This window comes from Paenibacillus sp. FSL R10-2788 (genome assembly GCF_038003885.1).
Taxonomy (GTDB): Bacteria; Bacillota; Bacilli; order Paenibacillales; family Paenibacillaceae; genus Paenibacillus_AQ; species Paenibacillus_AQ odorifer.
In genome coordinates this window covers 5,452,993-5,472,739 of the sequence record NZ_JBBOQA010000001.1, presented here as the reverse complement: position 1 = coordinate 5,472,739, position 19,747 = coordinate 5,452,993, and the positions used below count along the sequence as shown (strand labels likewise).

General features: G+C 45.6%; 17 protein-coding genes. 15 read left to right on the top strand and 2 right to left on the bottom strand.

Features of this window, described 5'->3' with window-relative positions; genetic code table 11:
• Positions 1-144 precede the first annotated feature (144 nt).
• Positions 145-1,458: a uracil permease gene (gene uraA / locus NSQ50_RS24380; RefSeq protein ID WP_038572987.1), complete on the bottom strand. Its 1,314-nt coding sequence runs from the start codon at positions 1,456-1,458 to the stop codon at positions 145-147.
• A 313-nt stretch (positions 1,459-1,771) separates the two neighbouring features.
• Here uraA and NSQ50_RS24375 point away from each other — a divergent pair, with 313 nt between their 5' ends.
• From NSQ50_RS24375 to NSQ50_RS24330, 10 genes are all read left to right on the top strand, one after another.
• Positions 1,772-3,952: a RelA/SpoT family protein gene (locus NSQ50_RS24375; RefSeq protein ID WP_036677643.1), complete on the top strand. Its 2,181-nt coding sequence runs from the start codon at positions 1,772-1,774 to the stop codon at positions 3,950-3,952.
• A gap of 21 nt (positions 3,953-3,973) precedes the next feature.
• Entirely contained in the window at positions 3,974-4,417 is a 444-nt protein-coding gene (dtd, locus tag NSQ50_RS24370) for a D-aminoacyl-tRNA deacylase (RefSeq protein ID WP_036677641.1), read from the top strand.
• A gap of 134 nt (positions 4,418-4,551) precedes the next feature.
• On the top strand, positions 4,552-4,707 hold the full coding sequence (locus NSQ50_RS24365; protein WP_155288183.1) for a hypothetical protein: 156 nt from the start codon (positions 4,552-4,554) through the stop codon (positions 4,705-4,707).
• A 150-nt stretch (positions 4,708-4,857) separates the two neighbouring features.
• Positions 4,858-5,367 (top strand): type 1 glutamine amidotransferase domain-containing protein, encoded by a 510-nt coding sequence (locus tag NSQ50_RS24360; protein ID WP_076098992.1) that lies wholly within the window; start codon positions 4,858-4,860, stop codon positions 5,365-5,367.
• 48 nt (positions 5,368-5,415) lie between these two features.
• Entirely contained in the window at positions 5,416-5,865 is a 450-nt protein-coding gene (locus NSQ50_RS24355; protein WP_036677637.1) for a hypothetical protein, read from the top strand.
• 367 nt (positions 5,866-6,232) lie between these two features.
• Positions 6,233-6,370 carry a hypothetical protein gene (locus tag NSQ50_RS24350; RefSeq protein ID WP_155288182.1) on the top strand — a complete coding sequence of 46 codons (138 nt, stop codon included), beginning with the start codon at positions 6,233-6,235 and terminating at the stop codon, positions 6,368-6,370.
• A 192-nt stretch (positions 6,371-6,562) separates the two neighbouring features.
• The gene (gene hisS, locus NSQ50_RS24345; protein ID WP_036677635.1) at positions 6,563-7,816 is read left to right on the top strand and encodes a histidine--tRNA ligase; all 1,254 of its coding nucleotides are present in this window, start codon (positions 6,563-6,565) and stop codon (positions 7,814-7,816) included.
• A gap of 55 nt (positions 7,817-7,871) precedes the next feature.
• A complete protein-coding gene (gene aspS, locus NSQ50_RS24340; RefSeq protein WP_038572979.1) occupies positions 7,872-9,656 on the top strand; it encodes an aspartate--tRNA ligase in 1,785 nt (594 codons plus the stop codon).
• 61 nt (positions 9,657-9,717) lie between these two features.
• A complete protein-coding gene (locus tag NSQ50_RS24335; RefSeq protein ID WP_036677632.1) occupies positions 9,718-10,473 on the top strand; it encodes a tRNA threonylcarbamoyladenosine dehydratase in 756 nt (251 codons plus the stop codon).
• Positions 10,474-10,712: 239 nt separating this feature from the next.
• Complete coding sequence (locus NSQ50_RS24330) at positions 10,713-12,011, top strand: NCS2 family permease (RefSeq protein WP_036677630.1); 1,299 nt, start codon at positions 10,713-10,715, stop codon at positions 12,009-12,011.
• Between the two features lie 55 nt (positions 12,012-12,066).
• Here the strand turns inward: NSQ50_RS24330 and NSQ50_RS24325 are convergent, their stop codons facing one another.
• On the bottom strand, positions 12,067-12,624 hold the full coding sequence (locus tag NSQ50_RS24325) for a hypothetical protein (protein ID WP_076141542.1): 558 nt from the start codon (positions 12,622-12,624) through the stop codon (positions 12,067-12,069).
• Positions 12,625-12,968: 344 nt separating this feature from the next.
• Between NSQ50_RS24325 and NSQ50_RS24320 the strand changes: the two genes are divergently transcribed.
• The 5 genes from NSQ50_RS24320 (at position 12,969) to NSQ50_RS24300 (ending at position 19,744) form a co-directional block, all read left to right on the top strand.
• Positions 12,969-15,152, top strand: a complete 2,184-nt coding sequence (locus NSQ50_RS24320; RefSeq protein WP_076141543.1) for a HelD family protein — start codon at positions 12,969-12,971, stop codon at positions 15,150-15,152.
• 391 nt (positions 15,153-15,543) lie between these two features.
• A complete protein-coding gene (locus NSQ50_RS24315) occupies positions 15,544-15,825 on the top strand; it encodes a CD3324 family protein (RefSeq protein ID WP_036677625.1) in 282 nt (93 codons plus the stop codon).
• Positions 15,826-16,120: 295 nt separating this feature from the next.
• The gene (locus NSQ50_RS24310) at positions 16,121-17,425 is read left to right on the top strand and encodes a replication-associated recombination protein A (protein ID WP_036677622.1); all 1,305 of its coding nucleotides are present in this window, start codon (positions 16,121-16,123) and stop codon (positions 17,423-17,425) included.
• Between the two features lie 380 nt (positions 17,426-17,805).
• Positions 17,806-18,822 carry an ABC transporter ATP-binding protein gene (locus tag NSQ50_RS24305; RefSeq protein WP_036677618.1) on the top strand — a complete coding sequence of 339 codons (1,017 nt, stop codon included), beginning with the start codon at positions 17,806-17,808 and terminating at the stop codon, positions 18,820-18,822.
• Entirely contained in the window at positions 18,809-19,744 is a 936-nt protein-coding gene (locus tag NSQ50_RS24300) for an ABC transporter ATP-binding protein (protein ID WP_036677615.1), read from the top strand. The genes NSQ50_RS24305 and NSQ50_RS24300 overlap by 14 nt, the downstream gene beginning before the upstream one ends.
• The last annotated feature ends 3 nt before the right edge of the window (positions 19,745-19,747 follow it).

Sequence of the window (19,747 nt, the reverse complement as noted above, 5' to 3'; positions counted from 1 at the left end):
AATTGGAAAATGTAAAATAATAACAGCAGCTGTCTGCCTTTTGGCGGAGAGTTGCTGTTTTGTATCTGAGTCAATAAAAAAAGCTGCCCAAGTCCATAAATGGATGTTGGAGCAGCTTTTTTAAAATTCTATTTTTTCAACCGATTAATGGGCAGTTTTATCACTTTCTCCGCCATCATTAGACAGTCCAAGCACTTCAATGAGTTTGAAGAACAGAGCCAGAACGATACCAACAATTGTAGCCAGCGCCATACCACTTAGTTTAACGTTGCCCATGGTAAGGGTTGTACCACTGATTCCGACAACGAGTACCAACGTAGCCATGATCATGTTCGTAGCTTTGGAAAAATCAACTTTTTGCTCAACGAAAATACGTAATCCGGAAGCCGCAATTACACCGAACAGCAGCAGGGATACACCGCCCATTACAGGGGTTGGAATATTAGCGATAACAGAGGAGAAAGTACCAGAGAATGAAAGCAGAATAGCGATCACCGCTGCGCCGCCGATTACATATACCGAATATACTTTAGTCAACGCCATAACCCCGATATTTTCACCGTAGGTTGTATTTGGAGTAGAACCGATAAAACCGGAGATAATTGTAGATATCCCGTTCCCCATCAGGGAGCGATCAAGTCCAGGATCTTTAGCCAAGTCTCTGCCAACAATATTGCTTGTTACAAGTAAATGTCCAATATGCTCAACGATAACAACTAATGATACCGGGATAATAGTGAATATTACATTCCAATCAAATGAAGGAGTAACAATGGAAGGATGCGCTAAAAATTTTGCATTAGAGATAGCAGCGGTATCCACCATTTTTAAAATATATGCTAAACCATAACCAGTGACGATACCAATAAGGATGTGAATGATTTTTGGAAAACCGCGGAAGAGTACAGCTCCAATTACAGTTACACCAAGCGTCACCATAGAAAGTGCGATTGTTTTGCCATCTGGCGTCCAGTCTGCAACTGCAACGCCTTCAGGAGCAATAAGTCCTGCCATTCGTGCGGCAACAGGTACAAGTTCAAGTCCGATCGTAGCTACGATAGCTCCCATTACTGCTGGAGGGAAAACAACATCAATCCATTTGGTTCCTGCATAACGAATGATCAATGCCACGAGCACGAATATAATACCAGTGACGATAAAAGCACCCAAAGCAAGCGAGTATCCTTTCATGTGATCATTTGGGTAACGACTGAGTACTGATAATACCGGTGCAATAAAGGCAAAGCTGGAACCAAGGTACGCAGGGATTTTACCGCGACAGATCCAAATGTACAGCAATGTACCGATACCATTCATAAGCAAAATCATTCCAGGGTCGACCCCGAACAAGTTAGGCACTAGCACTGTACTGCCAAACATGGCAAACAAATGCTGGAGACTTAATAGAAAGCCTGGGCCCCATGGAAGTTTTTCGTTAACTTGAATTTCGCGTTGCAATGGAGTTCACTCCTCTTTCTTATCTGATATTATGTTGTCCGGCGAAAATCCGCCTTTACTAGATTAAATAGAACTTGGCTTTTTTACAACAACATTTTCACAAGTGTTATTAATTTGTCCGAATTTAATTACTTTTACTTCTGGAATCCCATGAGATGGCAAGTGTTGACGTAATCCTCCTTAAGCCTCATAATTATAGACAACTTTGAATAAGGGCGTAAGTAAGCTTGGACAAATGAAATGATTGGAACCTGCAGATTTTTGAACAGTTGCGGGTTCATTTTATTATAGAAAGGAATCGGATACGACGAGAATGGGCATTGAGCGATTAATTGATAAGGCTGGCGCCTATATAAAAGATAAAGATCTTCTCCGCATCCGGGAAGCTTATGAATTTGCCGATCAGGCTCATCACGGGCAGATCCGCAAGTCGGGGGAGCCATACATTCTGCATCCGCTGGCGGTGGCAGATATTGTCGTCAATATGCAAATGGATGTTATATCTATTGTTGCAGCGCTTTTGCATGATGTGGTGGAAGATACGACGGTCTCACTGGAACAAATCCGCGCTAAATTTGGCGATACCTGCGCAATGCTTGTTGACGGCTTAACGAAGCTGGAACGCATTCGCTTTCGCTCAAAGGAAGAGCAGCAGAACGAGAATTACCGCAAAATGTTTATTGCTATGGCTCAGGATATCCGGGTCATTGTCATTAAACTGGCGGACCGTCTGCATAATATGCGAACGTTAAAATACCAATCTGAAGAGAGCCAGCGCCGTATTTCTTATGAGACGTTGGAGATTTTCTGTCCTGTAGCTGACCGGCTGGGGATTTCCGCGATTAAGTGGGAGATGGAGGATATTGCGCTTCGTTACTTGAACCCGCAGCAGTATTACCGGATTGCTAATCTGGTGCATAAGAAGCGGGCCGAGCGTGAGCAATTTATCGACAGCGTAATTGGCCGTATTCGTGCCAAGCTGGATGAAATGGGCATTGAAGGTGATCTTTCCGGCCGCCCGAAGCATATTTACAGTGTTTATAACAAAATGAGCACAAAAAACAAGCAGTTTAATGAAATTTATGACCTGCTGGCCATTCGTATCATTGTGGATAATATCAAGGACTGTTATGCAACCCTTGGAATTATTCATACCTTATGGAAGCCAATGCCGGGGCGTTTTAAAGATTATATAGCTATGCCGAAAGCCAATATGTATCAATCTCTGCATACTACTGTGGTAGGACCAGGCGGAGAGCCTACTGAGGTGCAAATTCGCACCTGGGAAATGCACCGCACGGCAGAATACGGGATAGCCGCACACTGGGCATACAAAGAAGGCAGCAGTAATAATGCTAATCCGGAGAATCGGATGCCTTTCTTTCGCGAAATATTGGAGCTGCAGCATGAAGCTAAGGATGCCGAAGAGTTCGTAAAATCACTGAAAATGGATTTTTTCTCAGACCTCGTGTTTGTATTTACTCCTAAAGGTGAGGTTATCGAGCTTCCTGCCGGTTCTGTGCCTCTTGACTTCGCGTTCCGCATTCATACAGAAGTGGGCAATCGTACAATTGGTTCCAAGGTGAACGGGCGGATCGTGCCGCTTGATCACAAGCTGAAGACGGGCGATATTGTTGAGATTTTGACGTCTAAGCATTCTTACGGACCTAGCCGTGACTGGCTTAAAATTGCACAATCCTCTCACGCAAGAAGCAAAATTAAGCAATGGTTCAAAAAAGAAAAACGTGAGGAAAATGTCGAAAAAGGTCGCGAAGCGATTGAACGTGAGCTGAAGCGCCTGAATGTCGAAGTTTCCGAGTGGATTTCTGATGAAAAACTATTGGAAGCTGCGAAAAAATTTGCCTTTAATGATGTAGAGGATATGTTGTCTGCCGTTGGTTTTGGTGGGATTACCGCTTCGCAAATTGCCTCCCGCTTGACGGAGAAGCTGCGCAAGGAGCAGGAAGAAGCTGCTAATCACTTGGAGCTTACTTCAGAGATGAAGGAGATCAAGTCTTCCGGCGAGAGACGTAATCAACCTACCAATGGTGTTAGTGTAAAAGGAATTGAAAACTTACTTGTTCGTTTTGCACGATGTTGCAACCCGGTTCCGGGTGACGACATTGTAGGTTATGTTACACGGGGCCGGGGCGTATCTGTACACCGCCAGGATTGTCCTAACATTCCGGGTGAAGGTGACGGAGAAGAAGCAGCTAGAGTGATTGAAGTGGAATGGGAAGGCACGATGGAAGCAAACTACAGTGTGGATATTGAGATTACAGGCCATGATCGCAATGGACTGCTCAATGAAGTACTGCAGGCAGTGTCCGAGAGCAAAACGAACATTTCAGCGGTCACTGGGCGCTCTGACAAGAATAAGATGGCAATGATTCATATGACCATCCTTATTCGTAATACGGAGCATCTGCAATCCGTTGTAGATAAAGTGAAACGAGTCAAAGATGTATATACAGTGAATCGGATCATGCAATAAGGCAAGGAGCGAAGTAGTGCGATGAGAGTTGTAGTACAGCGTTGCAAGGACGCCAAAGTAACCGTGGATGAGACAGTGACCGGAGCGATTGGCAATGGTCTGATGCTGCTTGTCGGCGTTACCCATGAAGATACGGAGAAGGATGCCAAATATTTGGCGGATAAAATAGCTGGACTGCGTATTTTTGAAGATGATGCTGGCAAAATGAACTATAGTGTCACGGATACTAACGGAGCTATTCTTTCAGTGTCCCAGTTTACTTTATACGGAGATTGCCGTAAGGGAAGACGGCCGAATTTCATGGGAGCTGCAGCTCCTGCGGAGGCCGAGCGTCTTTATGATTATTTTAATCAAGAGCTTAGAGCTGGAGGTCTTCAGGTGGAGACGGGCATATTTGGAGCGATGATGGATGTGTCGCTGACCAATTGGGGCCCAGTTACTCTCATTCTGGATAGCCGCAGCTAACGAAATAGAGGATGTCGAAGATTGCTTCTGGCCGGAGCTAACTTTCGACATCTTTTTTTTATGCGGATAGAGCTTCTTTGGGCTGGATAAACTAAATGCAGGCAGATATCACGCATAAGGCAGGGAGTTTAAGAATGAGACAATCACAGAAGGCATGGGTATGGAGAAGTATCCCGGCACTACCGGCTGGGAGTCCTATGGAAGCCTGTGCATTAGCCAAAAAGCTAGAAGGCGAGACCGAACCATTAGTAATCAAAGGAAGAAGCCGCAATCTCTTGCCGCGTACCTGAAGCGGGTGGAAAAGGCGGCTTTTTCGGTGTTGTGAATGAAGCCTTTTTTCCGATTAAAGGTTAGAAAGCATCCTCATAAGGGTAATAGACCACAAGAAAGAATAATTAGAACATCATTAATTGCTAAAGACAGAGAGGAGAAACTATTACATGAGTAACGTTGCTTTCTTACTGGCTAATGATTTTGAAGATTCTGAAATGAAGGTTCCTTATGATGAAATTATAAAGGCAGGACATCAAGCTGACATTATTGGTTTGAAAAAAGGGGAGACCTTGCTAGGTAAAAAGAAAGAAGTCTCCTACGCAGCAGACAAGGCGATCGCCGATGTTCGAGCAAGTGATTATGACGCGATTGTCATCCCGGGTGGTTCTTCCCCCGAGAATTTACGGCAAAATGCCGATATTTTGAAGTTTGTAAAAGAAGCAAATGAAGCAGGCAAGCCTATCGCCTCTATTTGCCACGGACCGCAAATTCTGATCAGTGCAGACTTGCTTAAGGGACGCACCATTACCTCTTATCCTCCGCTGAAGGATGATGTTGTGAATTCCGGCGCGGAGTTTAAGGATGAGGAAGTAGTGGTTGATCGCAATTACATTACTTCGCGTACACCAAAAGATGAGCCTGCATTTGTTCGTGAAATATTGAAGGTCCTGAAATAAATAAGCAATATTTAAATAAGAGTCTTATAATCCAAGGAGGTAATGGCAATGAGCAGAAAAATCCAAGCGTATTTCAGAACTGAAAATGAAGCAGAAGGCGCAAAAACAGCATTGATTAGCTATAAGGTGGATGGCTTGGAGGTTTGGCCACTCACGGACCCTATCGGCAATGATCGTAATATTCTGTTTCCAATCATTCCACTGGATAGTGCATCTGTAGTCGCAGGCACAACTGGAACGCTTGGAACGGCTAGCACACCTGCAGCTGGAGCTATGCTGGTTCCTGGCATTGCCGCCTCCGACACACGGGCTGACCCTGAAACGCATTATAGTGTGAATGAAGATCAGGTTAGTGCGAACGTGGCAGAAGGAGATCTCGAAGATGGGGATTTAAGTGAACTTCGTTATGTGATGGAGCTAAGTATAGCAGAAGAGAATTATAATGAAGTTGTGGAAATCCTCCGGGGCAAAGGAGCTTATGTTGAACAATTCGAATAGTATTCTATTAAAAATAAACCGCTTTCATGGAATGTAATATAATCGTAATATTACGTACATGATTCCTTAATATAGCGTGTTTATAATAAAGGCATGACCCCCTTTTTAATAATATATGATGATGGACCTGCAGCATTCGGCTGCAGGTCATTTTTTTTGTTACAATATAATTGCTGAATAAAAAACTCGGAAGCTGTCAAAATTTATACTAGGCATCCTTTTTACTACCTTGACTTTAATGCAGTAGTTCAGTAGAATATTAACAATATACGATTTTATCATATGGTTTTGATGACGGGACCAAGTAATTCGAGAACCCACAACTCCAGAGAAGAATCCCTTGTCGATTCGGATGACATCTACTTAAGTGGATGATGAACCGGTATCGCTTGGCTGCAAGGATTCTGTTGATGAGCGAATGAATGACCTCCCCGAGAACGTACGGCGAAAGTGGGCAGTGTTGATTGCCGCGATCAGTAGCCGTTTACGCGTAGGCGGGCGTTAACCGCTTTGAGCGGCTTCAGTATATTTTTACTGATCCGGAATGTGGGTGGTACCACGTGGTGTATTATTGGTTATGATAATCCCTCGTCCCTGTTTTTTTATAAAACAGGGCGAGGGATTTTTTGCTTTTTCTGCAATAGAAACAGATGAAGAGAACAGCTTTAGAGGGGTTATTTTTTAGGAGGGATAGACTGTGGCTAAAGAAAGATTCGAGAAACCAACTGGAACGCAGGACGTGCTTCCGGGTGCTGTGGAGAAATGGCAGTATATTGAGGGGAAGGCCAGAGATTTATGCCGCCGTTTTAACTACCGGGAAATTCGCACACCTATGTTTGAGCACACAGGGTTATTCGAACGTGGAGTAGGCGAAACAACGGATATTGTGGAAGGCGAAATGTATACGTTCAAGGACAAAGGCGACCGTGATTTGGCTCTTCGTCCAGAAGGAACGGCTGGTGTCGTGCGAGCTTACGTTCAGAACAAGCTATACGGTGAACCTGATGTAAGCAAGCTGTATTATATCGGACCTATGTTCCGTTATGAGCGTCCGCAGGCCGGAAGATATCGCCAGTTCCATCAGTTTGGGATTGAGGCGTTTGGGGCCGTGGATCCGGCTATTGATGCAGAAGTAATCTCTATGGGCTATCAGTTCTATAAGGATCTAGGTCTTAAGGATGTAAGAGTGGAGCTTAATTCCGTGGGTAATGCACCAAGCCGTGCGGCTTACCGGGAGAAGCTGCTGGGATTCCTTAGACCGATGAAGGATAACCTCTGTAGTGACTGTCAGCGTCGAATCGAGCGTAATCCGCTTCGTGTGCTGGATTGCAAGGTGGATCAGGATAAATTTACAGATGCCCCTTCTATTTTGGACAGTTTGGATGATGAATGCATAACTCATTTTGAGAAGGTTAAGATGCATCTCGACATTATGGGTGTAGAGTTCACGATTAATCCTCGTCTTGTACGTGGTTTGGATTATTACACGCATACTGCGTTTGAATATAAAGCAGCTGGCATTGGCTCTATTGATACTGTAGGCGGCGGAGGCCGGTACAACGGTTTGGTTGAAGAAATCGGTGGACCGGATCAACCGGGTATTGGTTTTGGGATCGGACTGGAGCGTATTCTTCTTATTCTGGAGGATCAGAAGGTAGAACTGGAGACTGCGAAGCCACTGGATGTGTATTTTGTAGCTCTTGGCGAAGAGGCTGACATTGAAATCTCCAAGCAGCTATACTTTCTGCGTAGCCAAGGGTTCTCGGCAGAACGCGACTACCTCGGCCGGAAGATGAAGGCGCAGATGAAGTCAGCTGACCGTATGTCGGCACGTTATACTGCGATTCTTGGCGAAGACGAGCTGAAGAATGGTGTAATTGCGCTGAAGTCGATGAGCACAGGGGAACAGCAGACTGTGAAGCTCGAAGAGCTGGCTCAGGCGTTGGTATAGAAGAAGACTTTTTAAGTAGAAATGTATTTTTAAATAAAAAGGGGAATGGTGAATTATGCAAAGAAGTCATAACTGTGGGCAATTAACACCAGAACATATTGGACAAACGGTAACCTTAAACGGATGGGTCCAGACCCGCCGCGACCTTGGGGGCGTACTTTTTATTGACCTGCGTGACAGAAGCGGTATTGTGCAAGTTGTATTCAACCCGGACTACTCCGGCGAAGCACTGCAAATTGCGGATAAGGTTCGCAGTGAGTATGTTTTGGCTGTCAAAGGAAAAGTGGTTAAACGTGATGAAGAAACCATTAACCGCAATCTGCCAACAGGTGAGATTGAAGTTCAAATTACAGATATCGAAGTGCTGAACGCTGCTAAGACTCCTCCATTCTTCATCGAAGATGGAGTGGAAGTAGACGAATCTCTTCGTCTGAAATATCGTTACCTGGATCTGCGTCGTCCGGAAATGCAAAAAACACTGTTGCTACGCTCGAAAGCTTCTAAGATTTTCCGCGATTTCCTTGACAGTGAAGGATTTATTGACGTAGAGACACCAATCCTAACTAAGAGCTCACCGGAAGGTGCGCGTGATTATTTGGTGCCAAGCCGTGTGCATGAAGGCGAATTTTTCGCATTGCCTCAATCTCCACAAATCTACAAGCAGCTTTTGATGGTGGGTGGCGTTGAACGCTATTATCAAATTGCTCGTTGTTTCCGTGATGAAGATTTGCGTGCTGACCGCCAGCCGGAATTTACACAAGTGGACATCGAGACTTCATTCCTGTCTCAAGATGAGCTGCTTGGCATGATGGAGAACCTAATGCAGCGTTTGTTCAAAGAAACTGTAGGAGCGGATATTCAGCTTCCATTCCAACGTTTGACTTATGCTGAGGCAATGGGCAAATACGGTTCAGACAAACCTGACCTGCGTTTTGGATTAGAGCTTGTAGAAATGAACGATATTGTTGCAACAAGTGGCGTAAAGGTATTCGCTTCCGTGATCGAAAAAGGCGGAGAAGTGAAATGTCTAAATGCTAAAGGCTGCGGGACTTGGACTCGTAAAGAAATCGATGATCTCGGACCTTATGCTGCGCGTTATGGAGCGAAAGGTCTGGCTTGGATTCAAGTGAAAGACGGCGAGTTCAAAGGACCGATTGTCAAATTCTTCACTGAAGAAGAAATTGCCGCTGTGAAGGAGCGTACAGGCGCTGAAGAAGGCGACCTACTGTTGTTCTCCGCTGATACCAAAAAGGTTGTAGCGGACGTTCTAGGCGCCCTTCGTGTCAAAATCGGACGTCAGCTGGGTCTGATCGACGATAACGTGTTCAAGTTCGCTTGGGTGACTGACTTCCCATTGCTTGGTTATGATGAAGATCAGAAACGTTATGTAGCAGAACACCATCCGTTCACTCGTCCGCGTGAAGAGGATCTGCATCTGTTTGACACAGATCCAGGTGCAATTCGTGCACAAGCCTACGATATCGTTCTGAACGGTTATGAAGTAGGCGGTGGCTCCATGCGGATTTACAAACGTGAAGTACAGGAAAAAATGTTCCAAGCTCTCGGCTTCACAGAAGAGGTTGCTTACGAGAAGTTCGGTTACCTGATGGATGCGTTCGAATATGGTACACCTCCACACGGTGGTATCGCCTTCGGTTTAGATCGTCTAATCATGCTGCTGGCGGGCCGTACAAATCTGCGCGAAACCATCGCATTCCCGAAAACGGCAAGTGCAACGGATCTGCTTATGGATGCACCTGCACCAGTAGACGGTTCACAATTGGAGCAACTGCACATTAAGCTGGCCCTTAAACCAAAGAAAGAAAAAGAAAAAGAATAATTAAATAAAGCGGGCGAGGCAGATTTCTGCTTCGCCATAGCTTTTGAAGGAGGCTGACCTCATGCTGCATCAGTTCTCACGTACGGAACTGGCGATCGGACCGGAAGGTCTGGAGATTATGAAGAACAGCACAGTAGCGGTACTTGGTATCGGCGGTGTTGGCGGTATGGCTGTTGAGGCATTGGCTCGTAGCGGGATCGGCAGACTGATTCTGATTGATAAGGATTCTGTCGACATTACCAATGTGAATCGGCAGATTCACGCACTTACTACTACGGTTGGGCAAAAGAAGGCCGAACTGATGGTGGATCGCGTGAAGCTGATTAATCCGGAATGTGAAGCGATTGCGCTGAACATGTTCTATACGGAAGAAACCTATGAGGAACTGTTCAAGCTGAAACCGGATTATGTGATTGATGCCTCGGATACGATTATCTACAAGGTCCATTTGATTAAAGAATGTCTGTCACGGGGAATTCCTATGATCTCAAGCATGGGCGCTGCCAACAAAATGGATCCTACAAGATTCCAGGTAGCGGACATTTCCAAGACAACGTATGATCCGATTGCCCGTGTCATTCGCCAGAAGCTGCGTAAGGATGGGATTAAGAAAGGCGTGAAGGTGGTCTTCTCTACGGAGCCGCCAATGAAGCCACGTCAGGATGTTACGGACAAGATTGTTCCGGAGAATGCGCCGGATCGACGTAAAGCGAAACAACCGCCAGCCAGCAATTCATTTGTTCCACCGGTAGCCGGCCTAATCATGGTCAGCGTTGCCGTGCGTGATTTGCTTGAGGCTGGAGGCGTCAGCTTGTAAGTGAATCGCTGAGCTGAGGCTGTTTCAATTATAGATATAGGATTAGAGTAATGGACAAAAGGGCGAGTAGCTGGAATCCGGCTGCGTACGCCCTTTTGTTGTCGTTAAACAGGCGGGTTCTGCAAGAAGCAGGCCACAAATAGGCATAATAGCTGAACCGGGATGAACGGCTGATTATTAGATTTATAATCCGGGTAATATCCGCCTGCGGAACTTAATATCAGTGGAGGTTTTTGTACATGAAATCGAATTTTTGGCGAAATAGTGTGGGGCTTGCGCCTGAGAATGACTGGAAACGGGAATGGGCTGCAGGGATTCTCTCCTATTTTGCTTCAGTTTATATTGTTATGGTGAATGCGACGATTCTCCATGACGCGGGGATGCCGCTTAGACCTGCAATGGTGGCTACACTGTTGACTGCTATTACCGGCTGTCTGCTGATGGCTTTTGGCGGGAAGACGCCTATCATCGTGGTTCCGGGGATGGGGATTAACGCATTTTTCACTTATACGCTTGTTCATTCCATGAAGCTGGACTGGAGAGAGGCGCTTACTGTAGTCGTTATAACAGGCGTGTTATTCGCTATCGTGGCCTTTACATCACTTTATCGTATTCTTAGTGAGGCAATTCCCCAAAACCTGCAGCATGCCATTACAGTCGGTATAGGGCTGTTTCTGACTTTTATAGGGCTGCAAAAGAGCGGGATAGTGATTGCCCATCAGACTACTTTTGTTGCCATAGGACATTTTAGTGATCCTGCAGTTATTACATCCTGTGTGACTTTATTGCTGGCTTTAGTGTTATTTATCCGGGGAACTAACGGCGGCCTGCTGATAAGTATGCTGGTTGGTACAGGACTAGCCTATCTTCTGGGAGCTGCACATGCACCGGAAAAACAAGCTTCAGGGCATGTATTCTCAGGTTATGGCGGCCTATTTTTCGGAATGGACTGGAGCGGTATTGTGAGCCTTGTGTTCTGGATTGCTGTATTCCTGTTATTGTTAATCGTTGTATTTGAAAATATCGGTCTTGTAGCCTCACAGACGATGATGGCAGGCCGTCCAGAACGCTTCAAAAGCAGCCTGCGTGCGCTCTCGCTTGCCAATATCGCCGCGGGTCTTTTCGGAAGCAGTCCAGTCGTGGCCGCTGCAGAATCCAATGCAGGAATAGCTGCGGGCGGGCGTTCGGGTCTCACCTCGCTGGTGACAGGGCTTCTATTCGGGGCGACCTTCTTATTCCTTCCGTTGTTATCCTATATTCCCGATAGTGCGATCGCACCGATCCTGATTGTGATCGGCGGACTTATGGTACAGAATGTGCGTGAGATGGACTTGAGTGATTTGACCGAGCTGTTCCCGTCTTTTCTAATCATGGTTATGATTCCATTCACCTATAGCATTGTGGATGGTATGGCTTTTGGTTTTATTACCTACCCAATTGTGAAGCTGGCGCTGGGCAAAGGGAAGGAAGTGCCACCTGCGCTGTATGGGATTGCTGGTTTGTTTGTAGCTAACTTTATTTTGCAGGCTGTGCTATAGTGCGGCATCCAGTTTCTTTGATTGCGAGGGAACTGTTGTTCACTAATCAGCTCTATTAGCCAGCGTTGAAATCAAAGGTATAAATACCGTCGATTGGAGCTAAATGCGCGTAGACGTCGAAATCAAAGGTATAAATACCGTAGATTCGAGCTAAAAGCGCATAGACGCCGAAATCAAAGGTATAAATACCGTTGATTGGAGCTAAAAGCGCGTAGACGACGAAATCAAAGGTATAAATACCGTAGATTCGAGCCGAATACGCGTAGATGTCGAAATCAAAGGTATAGATACCGTTGATTGGAGCTAAATGCGCGTAGACGTCGAAATCAAAGGTATAAATACCGTAGAATGGAGCTAAATGCGCGTAGACGCCGAAATCAAAGGTATAAATACCGTTGATTGGAGCTAAATGCGCGTAGACGCCGAAATCAAAGGTATAAATACCGTTGATTGGAGCTAAATGCTCGTAGAAGTCGAAATCAAAGGTATAAATACCGTTGATTGGAGCCGAACGTGAGCGAACGCTGAAACCAAAGGTATAAATACCGTAGATTCGAGCCGAATACGCGTAGACGTCGAGATCAAAGGTATAAATACCGTAGATTGGAGCCAAATGCGCGTAGAAGTCGAAATCAAAGGTATAAATACCGTAGATTGGAGCTAAATGTGCGTGTACGCCGAAACCAAAGGTATAAATACCGTTGATTGGAGCTAAATGTGCGTGTACGCCGAAACCAAAGGCAAAAACACCTTTGGTGTGTCCTGAATATTCGACGCTTGTGCGAGCTAAGGAGCACCAAAGGGTTTTAGGTTGGAGAACTTATAAGTTTAGTCAAATCATTTGAAAGATTTGGTATTTAAGCGCTGATTGTGCTACAATGGGTATCCTTTTGCGTGAGAAATGGGCGTAGGAGCATGAAAATTTAAGCTCGATAAACTTTTAGGAGGTAACTGAAATTGGAAGACAACTTTCAAAGTGCCTATCAAGAGGAAGAAGACAGGCTGAATCAAGCGCTTACTGAAATTGACACTTTGCTGGAGAAGCTCCAGCAGACACCAGTGTACACGGGACATGACTATACGGAACAGGTGCTGGAAGCGAACCGTGATCAGAAGCGCAAAGATCTTGCCAAGCTTAGGCAGGAGCCTTATTTCGGACGGCTTGATTTTCAAGGCAATGATGAGAATGAACGGAAGGCACTCTATATAGGCAAAATCGGCGTAGACCGTGAGCAGGTAAGCGACCGTCCGCTAGTCATCGACTGGCGCGCACCGGTAGCAAGCCTGTTCTATTCGTTTACCGGCGGTACCGAGCCAGCCTCCTATGAAGCTCCTGAGGGATTGATAGAGGGGCTGGTATACCTCAAACGCAACGTCGTGATTCGGAAGCAAATTCTGGAGCGGGTCGCGGATACGTACAATCGGGAAAGCGATGCACCGATAGTATCAGATGAGTTTCTCGTCTATCGACTTGGGGAGAATAAGGATAATCGCCTACGGGATATCGTATCGACCATACAAGAGGAGCAGGACAAGATTATCCGTGCTGCCAAGAATACAGCGCTGATCATTCAGGGCGTGGCAGGAAGCGGTAAAACAACCGTTGCACTGCACAGGCTTGCTTTTCTGCTGTATCAATACAAGGATCAGGTTTCTGCGGAAAAAATGATCATTTTTGCACCAAACCGGATGTTTTTAGATTACATCTCGGATGTATTGCCTGAGCTCGGGGTAGGTAATATTGCTCAAAGTACATTTCCGGATTGGGCGGCTAATGTACTAGGACTGGAATTGCCGGAACAGGATGCGACAGAGACGATGAACCGCTGGTTCGAAACCCCTGGGGGCATGCCGGTAATTACAGAAGAGACACCGGGGCGCTTCAAGGGTTCCACGGTGCTGATGGGAATCATAGAGTCCAGCATCAAGCTATTGGAAAGCAGCTCCGTACCTGAGGGTGATTTTAGCCCGTGGGAGGGTGCGGTGCTACGCCGTTCTATGATTTTGCGCTGGCATAATGAGGAGTATGCTCCCTATCCTCCAGCTAAGCGCAAGGAACGGGTAATGGCGCGGATTCATCGCTGGATTGAGATGGAACTGAAGAAGAGCCCTTCAGCTGCTGCTATGAAGGATCGCAAGAAAAAAGGCGCGCAGCGAGAGAAGGCTTATAGTGCCAAATGGCCTAAATATGATCCATTAACGATCTATAAGCAAATTTTCCGAGCAGCTAAACTTCCTGAGGATTGGCCGATTGAACCGCCTGAGGAAATTCCGGCAGCTGTACTGAAGGAAACGGCAAAAGAGCTGAAAAAAGGCATCATACGTGAAGAGGATTTACCTCCGCTGCTGTATATCCATTATCTTTTGAACGGTGATGAGGGCGTTACTCGCTTTGACCATGTAGTAATCGATGAGGCTCAGGATTTTTCACCTTTCCAAATTGCCGTTCTGGATTTATATGTGCGAGGCCATTCCTTTACGATCCTGGGTGACCTCTCGCAGGGTATACATGCCTATAAAGGCGTACACGCGTGGGAAGAGATGCAGACGTTGTTTACCCCTGAGAACACGGCTTATCACGCGCTGACACGCAGCTATCGTTCTACTATGGAAATTATAGACTTCGCTAATGGAATTCTATCTTCAGGTGTGGAAAGCTCATTGCTGGCCGTTCCTGTGTTTCGTAGTGGAGATCCCGTGCGTATGATCGCCTACGGCGAGGATAACGGGAAGCTGATAGCTGATGAGCAAGCTCGCTTGCGGACAATAACCTCTGCACTGAAGTCTCTGTCAGGAAGGGAATACCGTACGGTGGCTGTCCTAACAAGAAATCTTCATGAGGCTGCAGAACTATATGCGGAGCTGTCACAGCATTTTGAAGATATTCATCTGATTGATGGCAGTATGACCCAATATCAGGGTGGGCTATCGGTGCTGCCTGTCTATTTATCAAAAGGTTTGGAGTTCGATGCAGTGATCTTAGCAGATGCCGATCAAGACCATTACGGAGCGACGGCTTGGGACGCGAAGCTGATGTATGTCGGCTGTACACGTGCTCTCCATGAGCTGTGGCTGCTCCATAATGGGGAAGTTCCTTCCTATGTGCAAACGGCGGCTGGAAGCGATTCTGAGGGGGAGTAAGACTGGTGGAGAATGGTTATAACTGTTCTTGGTCTTGTAACTCCCCCATAGGTATGGCTTAATAATAAGTGTCCGGCCGGGCAAGAACACTTCTGGAAGGAGGCTGATTGAAATGATTTCAGTATACGAGGTGGTTTCCGTTTAAGACGGAAACCTGCTTAAAGCGAGGAGGCCTTATGGCCTCCTTATTACTAACATAAGAAGTACCACACTTATCCATAAGAACGAAATTTATGAAATCGAATGTAGACGCTACCAAAAGGTTTTTATATAATGAAATTACGGATTTTTCCAAATATGAGGAGAAGAAAGGAGGCAGGTGACGTGATTATAACTAAAAACTTAGTTGACCGACGCATAGGGACACACCTGTTGAAGGAGGAAATGCAAGTTGAGTTATGTAAATGGGAAGGATGTGCTCCCCCCTGGCTTGCTCGAAGAGCTTCAGGGATACATCCAAGGTGAACTGCTCTACATCCCAAAGAGGACGGAAGAGCGGGTTCGATGGGGCGAGAACAGCGGTTCGAGGAAAGAAATAGCGAACCGGAACAAGGAAATTTTCAGTTGTCATCGAAGCGGTGATTCCGTAGCGGAACTTCAGAAGAAGTACCATCTATCGGAAGAAAGCATTCGTAAAATCATATCAAAAATGCGGCTGGCAGTAAATTGCTAGCTTGCAATTCAAGCATAAACGCCTTTGGCGTCCTTATAAGGACGGTAAGCGTTATGCGAGAAATCATAAGGATAAAGTATAGCGTGAAACCTATACTTTCTTATATTTTGAAAAAAGAGCATGGCTCCCGCCTTTCTAAGACGAGATCATGCTCTTTTTATTTTGGCGTAAAATAAGTCTATGCTGATACTGTTACCTTGAACCGGCAGGACATCCTAATCCTTCCCTGTGATATGGTATGATAGAGAGGGATTTATATTGAGCTTTTACAAGAATATAGCAAGGAAGTGGAGTTATGGATTTATTTTCTTTCGGAGAGGACACCGGGGGCGGACGGCTGCTTGCGGACCGGATGAGACCGGAGAATCTTGATGAATATATTGGTCAAGAGCATATCATAGGTCGGGGGAAGCTGCTGCGAAGAGCGATTGAGGCGGATCAAGTCTCTTCGATTTTGCTCTATGGTCCCCCGGGATGCGGTAAGACGACACTCGCGCATATTATTTCTCATCACACACAAGGGGAATTCGTACGTCTGAATGCGGTGGAAGCTACCGTGAAGGATGTACGGGAGGTTATTGAGCGAGCTCAGAACAATCAAACATTGTACGGCACAAAGACGATCCTGTTCCTGGACGAGGTGCATCGATTTAATAGCTCACGCCAGGATGCGCTTTTGCCAGCGGTAGAAAAAGGGACCATCACCTTCATTGGAGCGACTACAGAGAACCCGTTCCATTATGTTAATGGGGCGCTTATGAGCCGCTCCACCTTATTTCAGCTGGAGGCATTAACGAGTGAACACAGTCTGATCGCGATGCGCAGAGCCTTGGCGGACAAAGATAAAGGTCTTGGATTTATGGAGCTTCAGGTCGATGAAGAGGCTTTGTTGCATATTGCAACTATGGCTAATGGAGACATTCGCCGGGCACTAAATGCGCTGGAGCTGGCAGCCCTGACTACCGCGCCGCAAGTTGATGGAAGTGTTCATATTACGCTGGAGGTGGCGGAGGAATCCATTCGGCGCCCCATTGTGAAGGCTGATGAATCGACGCAGTATGATGTGCTATCCGCTTTTCATAAAAGTATCCGCGGTTCCAGCGACGCCGCGTTGTTTTGGTTTCTGTATGCGGTAGAAAAGCTTGGAATGGACCCTATGACTTTTATTCGGCGCCTGATTGCAGCCAGCAGTGAGGATATCGGCCTGGCTAATCCCCAAGCTATGGTTCAAGCGGTGAGTGCGCTGGATGCTTATCGAAACAATGGTTGGCCAGAGGCGAAGCTGAACATTGCCCAAGCTATTCTTTTTGCCGTGGAGAGTCCGAAGTCTAATGCTGTGGTTATGGCTATTTCCAATGCAATGGCAAGTATGGATGAGATCAAATCAGCGGAGGTACCGCTGCATCTGCGTGATACGCACTATAAAGGCGCAACTGCGTTAGGGCATGAAGGATATCAATATCCGCACAATTTTCCGGGGCATTATGTAAAGCAGGAGTATTTGCCTAAGGAGATTTCTCAGCGTGTTTTTTATCAAGCAACTGAGCAAGGCAACGAGATTAAGATTCGTCATAATCAAAAGCTTCGGCGGGAGCAGTAACCCAGCTAGCGACTGTAATACCTTCCAATTTCATGCTGGAAAGCAAAAGATTTTAACTTTCAGACGAACTAAATAATTCCCGAAAAAAGGCGGCCTAGAGCCGTTTTTTTGTTGCCTACGTTACTTTTGATCACATCGATTGAAAATTTTTTATAGGAAAAGATTGATAATTTACCATAAGTTAATTAAAATGAACTACAAAGTTACGAGATGTTCATTTTTATTTCCGATTGAACTACTGGTAGTATTCTTAATGGTGTTAATTATCATCACATTGGTTATTTCAAAATGTTTCATGAAAATCAACACTATTTATATCAAAATTTACATAATATTTTCATTGTGTTAATTTTGAAATCCTTGTCGTTAGGGTGATGAATATGGGCGAAGAACTACTAGAAATCAAAAATTTGTCGACATCGTTCAGAATTGCAGACGACTATTATGCTGCGGTTGATGATGTTACCCTGTCTGTTCGCAAAAATGAAATTCTGGCTATCGTTGGAGAGTCTGGTTCAGGAAAAAGTGCGCTCGCCTTTTCAATTATGGGGCTGCACACCAGAGCCAAAATTGACGGACAAATCAAATACAAGGGCCAGGACATCGTTACCATGTCTCCTGCTGCACTAAACAAGCTGCGCGGCCAAGAAATGTCTATGATTTTTCAAGATCCTTTATCCGCTTTAAACCCGCTAATGATCATCGGCTCACAGATTGAAGAAGTACTTATCCTACACGATTCCAAGCTTTCTAAGAAACAGAGAAAAGAGAAGGTCATTGATCTTTTGACCAAGGTTGGAATTTCCCGTCCCGAGCATACATATCAGCAGTACCCCCACGAATTATCCGGTGGCATGAGGCAGCGGGTGGTTATCGCCATTGCGATAGCCAATGGACCCAAGCTTTTGATCGCCGACGAACCTACTACAGCACTAGATGTGACTATCCAATTACAAATCCTTGAACTTATTAAAAAATTAAAAAACGATATGGAAGCAGGCATTATCTTAATCACTCATGACTTAGGGGTTGTAAGCGAAATGGCTGACCGTGTTGCGGTGATGTATGCCGGACAAATCGTCGAAATCGCAGATATTTTTACGTTGACGTCTAATCCGAAACATCCGTATACGAGATCCTTATTAAACTCCATTCCAACGGCAAAAGAAGAGAAATCCAGATTGCATGTGATTCAGGGGATTGTTCCACCACTGCAAAACCTTCCGCGTAAGGGCTGCCGTTTCTCGGCACGGACGCCTTGGATTCCTGAATCGGAGCATGAGGAGAACCCACAGCTGCATGAAGTCGCACCCGGACATTTCGTTCGCTGCACCTGTTATAACAATTTCCATTTCCCTGATACTAACGAGGAGGCAATCCACAATGGGACTTCTTGAGGTTAAAAATTTAGCAGTACATTTTCCAATCCACGGCGGTGTTTTTCGAAGGGAAGTTGGCGTAGTTAAGGCTGTCGATAATGTTAATTTTACCATTGAAGCTGGGCAAACCTATGGTCTGGTTGGTGAATCTGGTTCCGGGAAGACGACAACGGGTCGCGCGATTATAGGTCTTAATTCTATTACTAGCGGCAGCGTGATTTTTGAAGGGCAAGATTTGGCCTTGAGGGGTGTACGTAAGCAAAGAAATGTCCGCAAAGACATTCAGATGATCTTTCAGGATCCGTACTCTTCCTTAAATCCTAAGAAGCGTGTACTCGATATTATTGCAGAACCGTTGCGTAATTTCGAAAAAATGTCTCCAGGGGAAGAAAAACGCCGGGTGCAGGAATTGCTTTTACAGGTAGGCTTAAGTCCTGAGAACATCCTGAAATATCCGCATGAATTTTCTGGCGGCCAGCGGCAGCGGATCGGAATTGCCAGAGCAATTGCACTCAAGCCAAAGCTTATTATTGCTGACGAGCCGGTATCTGCGCTAGATGTCTCAGTACAGGCACAAGTGCTTAACTTCATGCAGGACATTCAAAAAGAGCTGAATCTTACTTTTCTATTTATCAGTCATGATCTCGGGATCATCAGGCATATGTGCGATCACATAGGGATTATGTATAAAGGACGACATGTGGAGCAAGGGACTGCTAAAGATATTTTTGACAATCCTCAGCATATTTATACCAAACGACTCATTGCCGCCATTCCTGATATTGATCCGAAACAGAGAGAAAAGCAGACGGAGTTTAGAAAATCAGTAAGCAAGGAATATGAACAAGCGCACCGGAATTATTTTGATGAAGAAGGCATGGCTTATCCATTAAAATCAATTTCCGAGACTCATCTGGTAGCCTTGCCTGAGAAAGGTTGAGAA

Bases quoted from the DNA above. Each gene is read 5' to 3' on its own strand.
- NSQ50_RS24375 (WP_036677643.1), top strand. From the start codon at position 1,772: ATGGGCATTGAGCGATTAATTGATAAGGCTGGCGCCTATATAAAAGAT.
- dtd (WP_036677641.1), top strand. From the start codon at position 3,974: ATGAGAGTTGTAGTACAGCGTTGCAAGGACGCCAAAGTAACCGTGGAT.
- NSQ50_RS24365 (WP_155288183.1), top strand. From the start codon at position 4,552: ATGAGACAATCACAGAAGGCATGGGTATGGAGAAGTATCCCGGCACTA.
- NSQ50_RS24360 (WP_076098992.1), top strand. From the start codon at position 4,858: ATGAGTAACGTTGCTTTCTTACTGGCTAATGATTTTGAAGATTCTGAA.
- NSQ50_RS24355 (WP_036677637.1), top strand. From the start codon at position 5,416: ATGAGCAGAAAAATCCAAGCGTATTTCAGAACTGAAAATGAAGCAGAA.
- aspS (WP_038572979.1), top strand. From the start codon at position 7,872: ATGCAAAGAAGTCATAACTGTGGGCAATTAACACCAGAACATATTGGA.
- NSQ50_RS24335 (WP_036677632.1), top strand. From the start codon at position 9,718: ATGCTGCATCAGTTCTCACGTACGGAACTGGCGATCGGACCGGAAGGT.
- NSQ50_RS24330 (WP_036677630.1), top strand. From the start codon at position 10,713: ATGAAATCGAATTTTTGGCGAAATAGTGTGGGGCTTGCGCCTGAGAAT.
- NSQ50_RS24310 (WP_036677622.1), top strand. From the start codon at position 16,121: ATGGATTTATTTTCTTTCGGAGAGGACACCGGGGGCGGACGGCTGCTT.
- NSQ50_RS24305 (WP_036677618.1), top strand. From the start codon at position 17,806: ATGGGCGAAGAACTACTAGAAATCAAAAATTTGTCGACATCGTTCAGA.
- NSQ50_RS24300 (WP_036677615.1), top strand. From the start codon at position 18,809: ATGGGACTTCTTGAGGTTAAAAATTTAGCAGTACATTTTCCAATCCAC.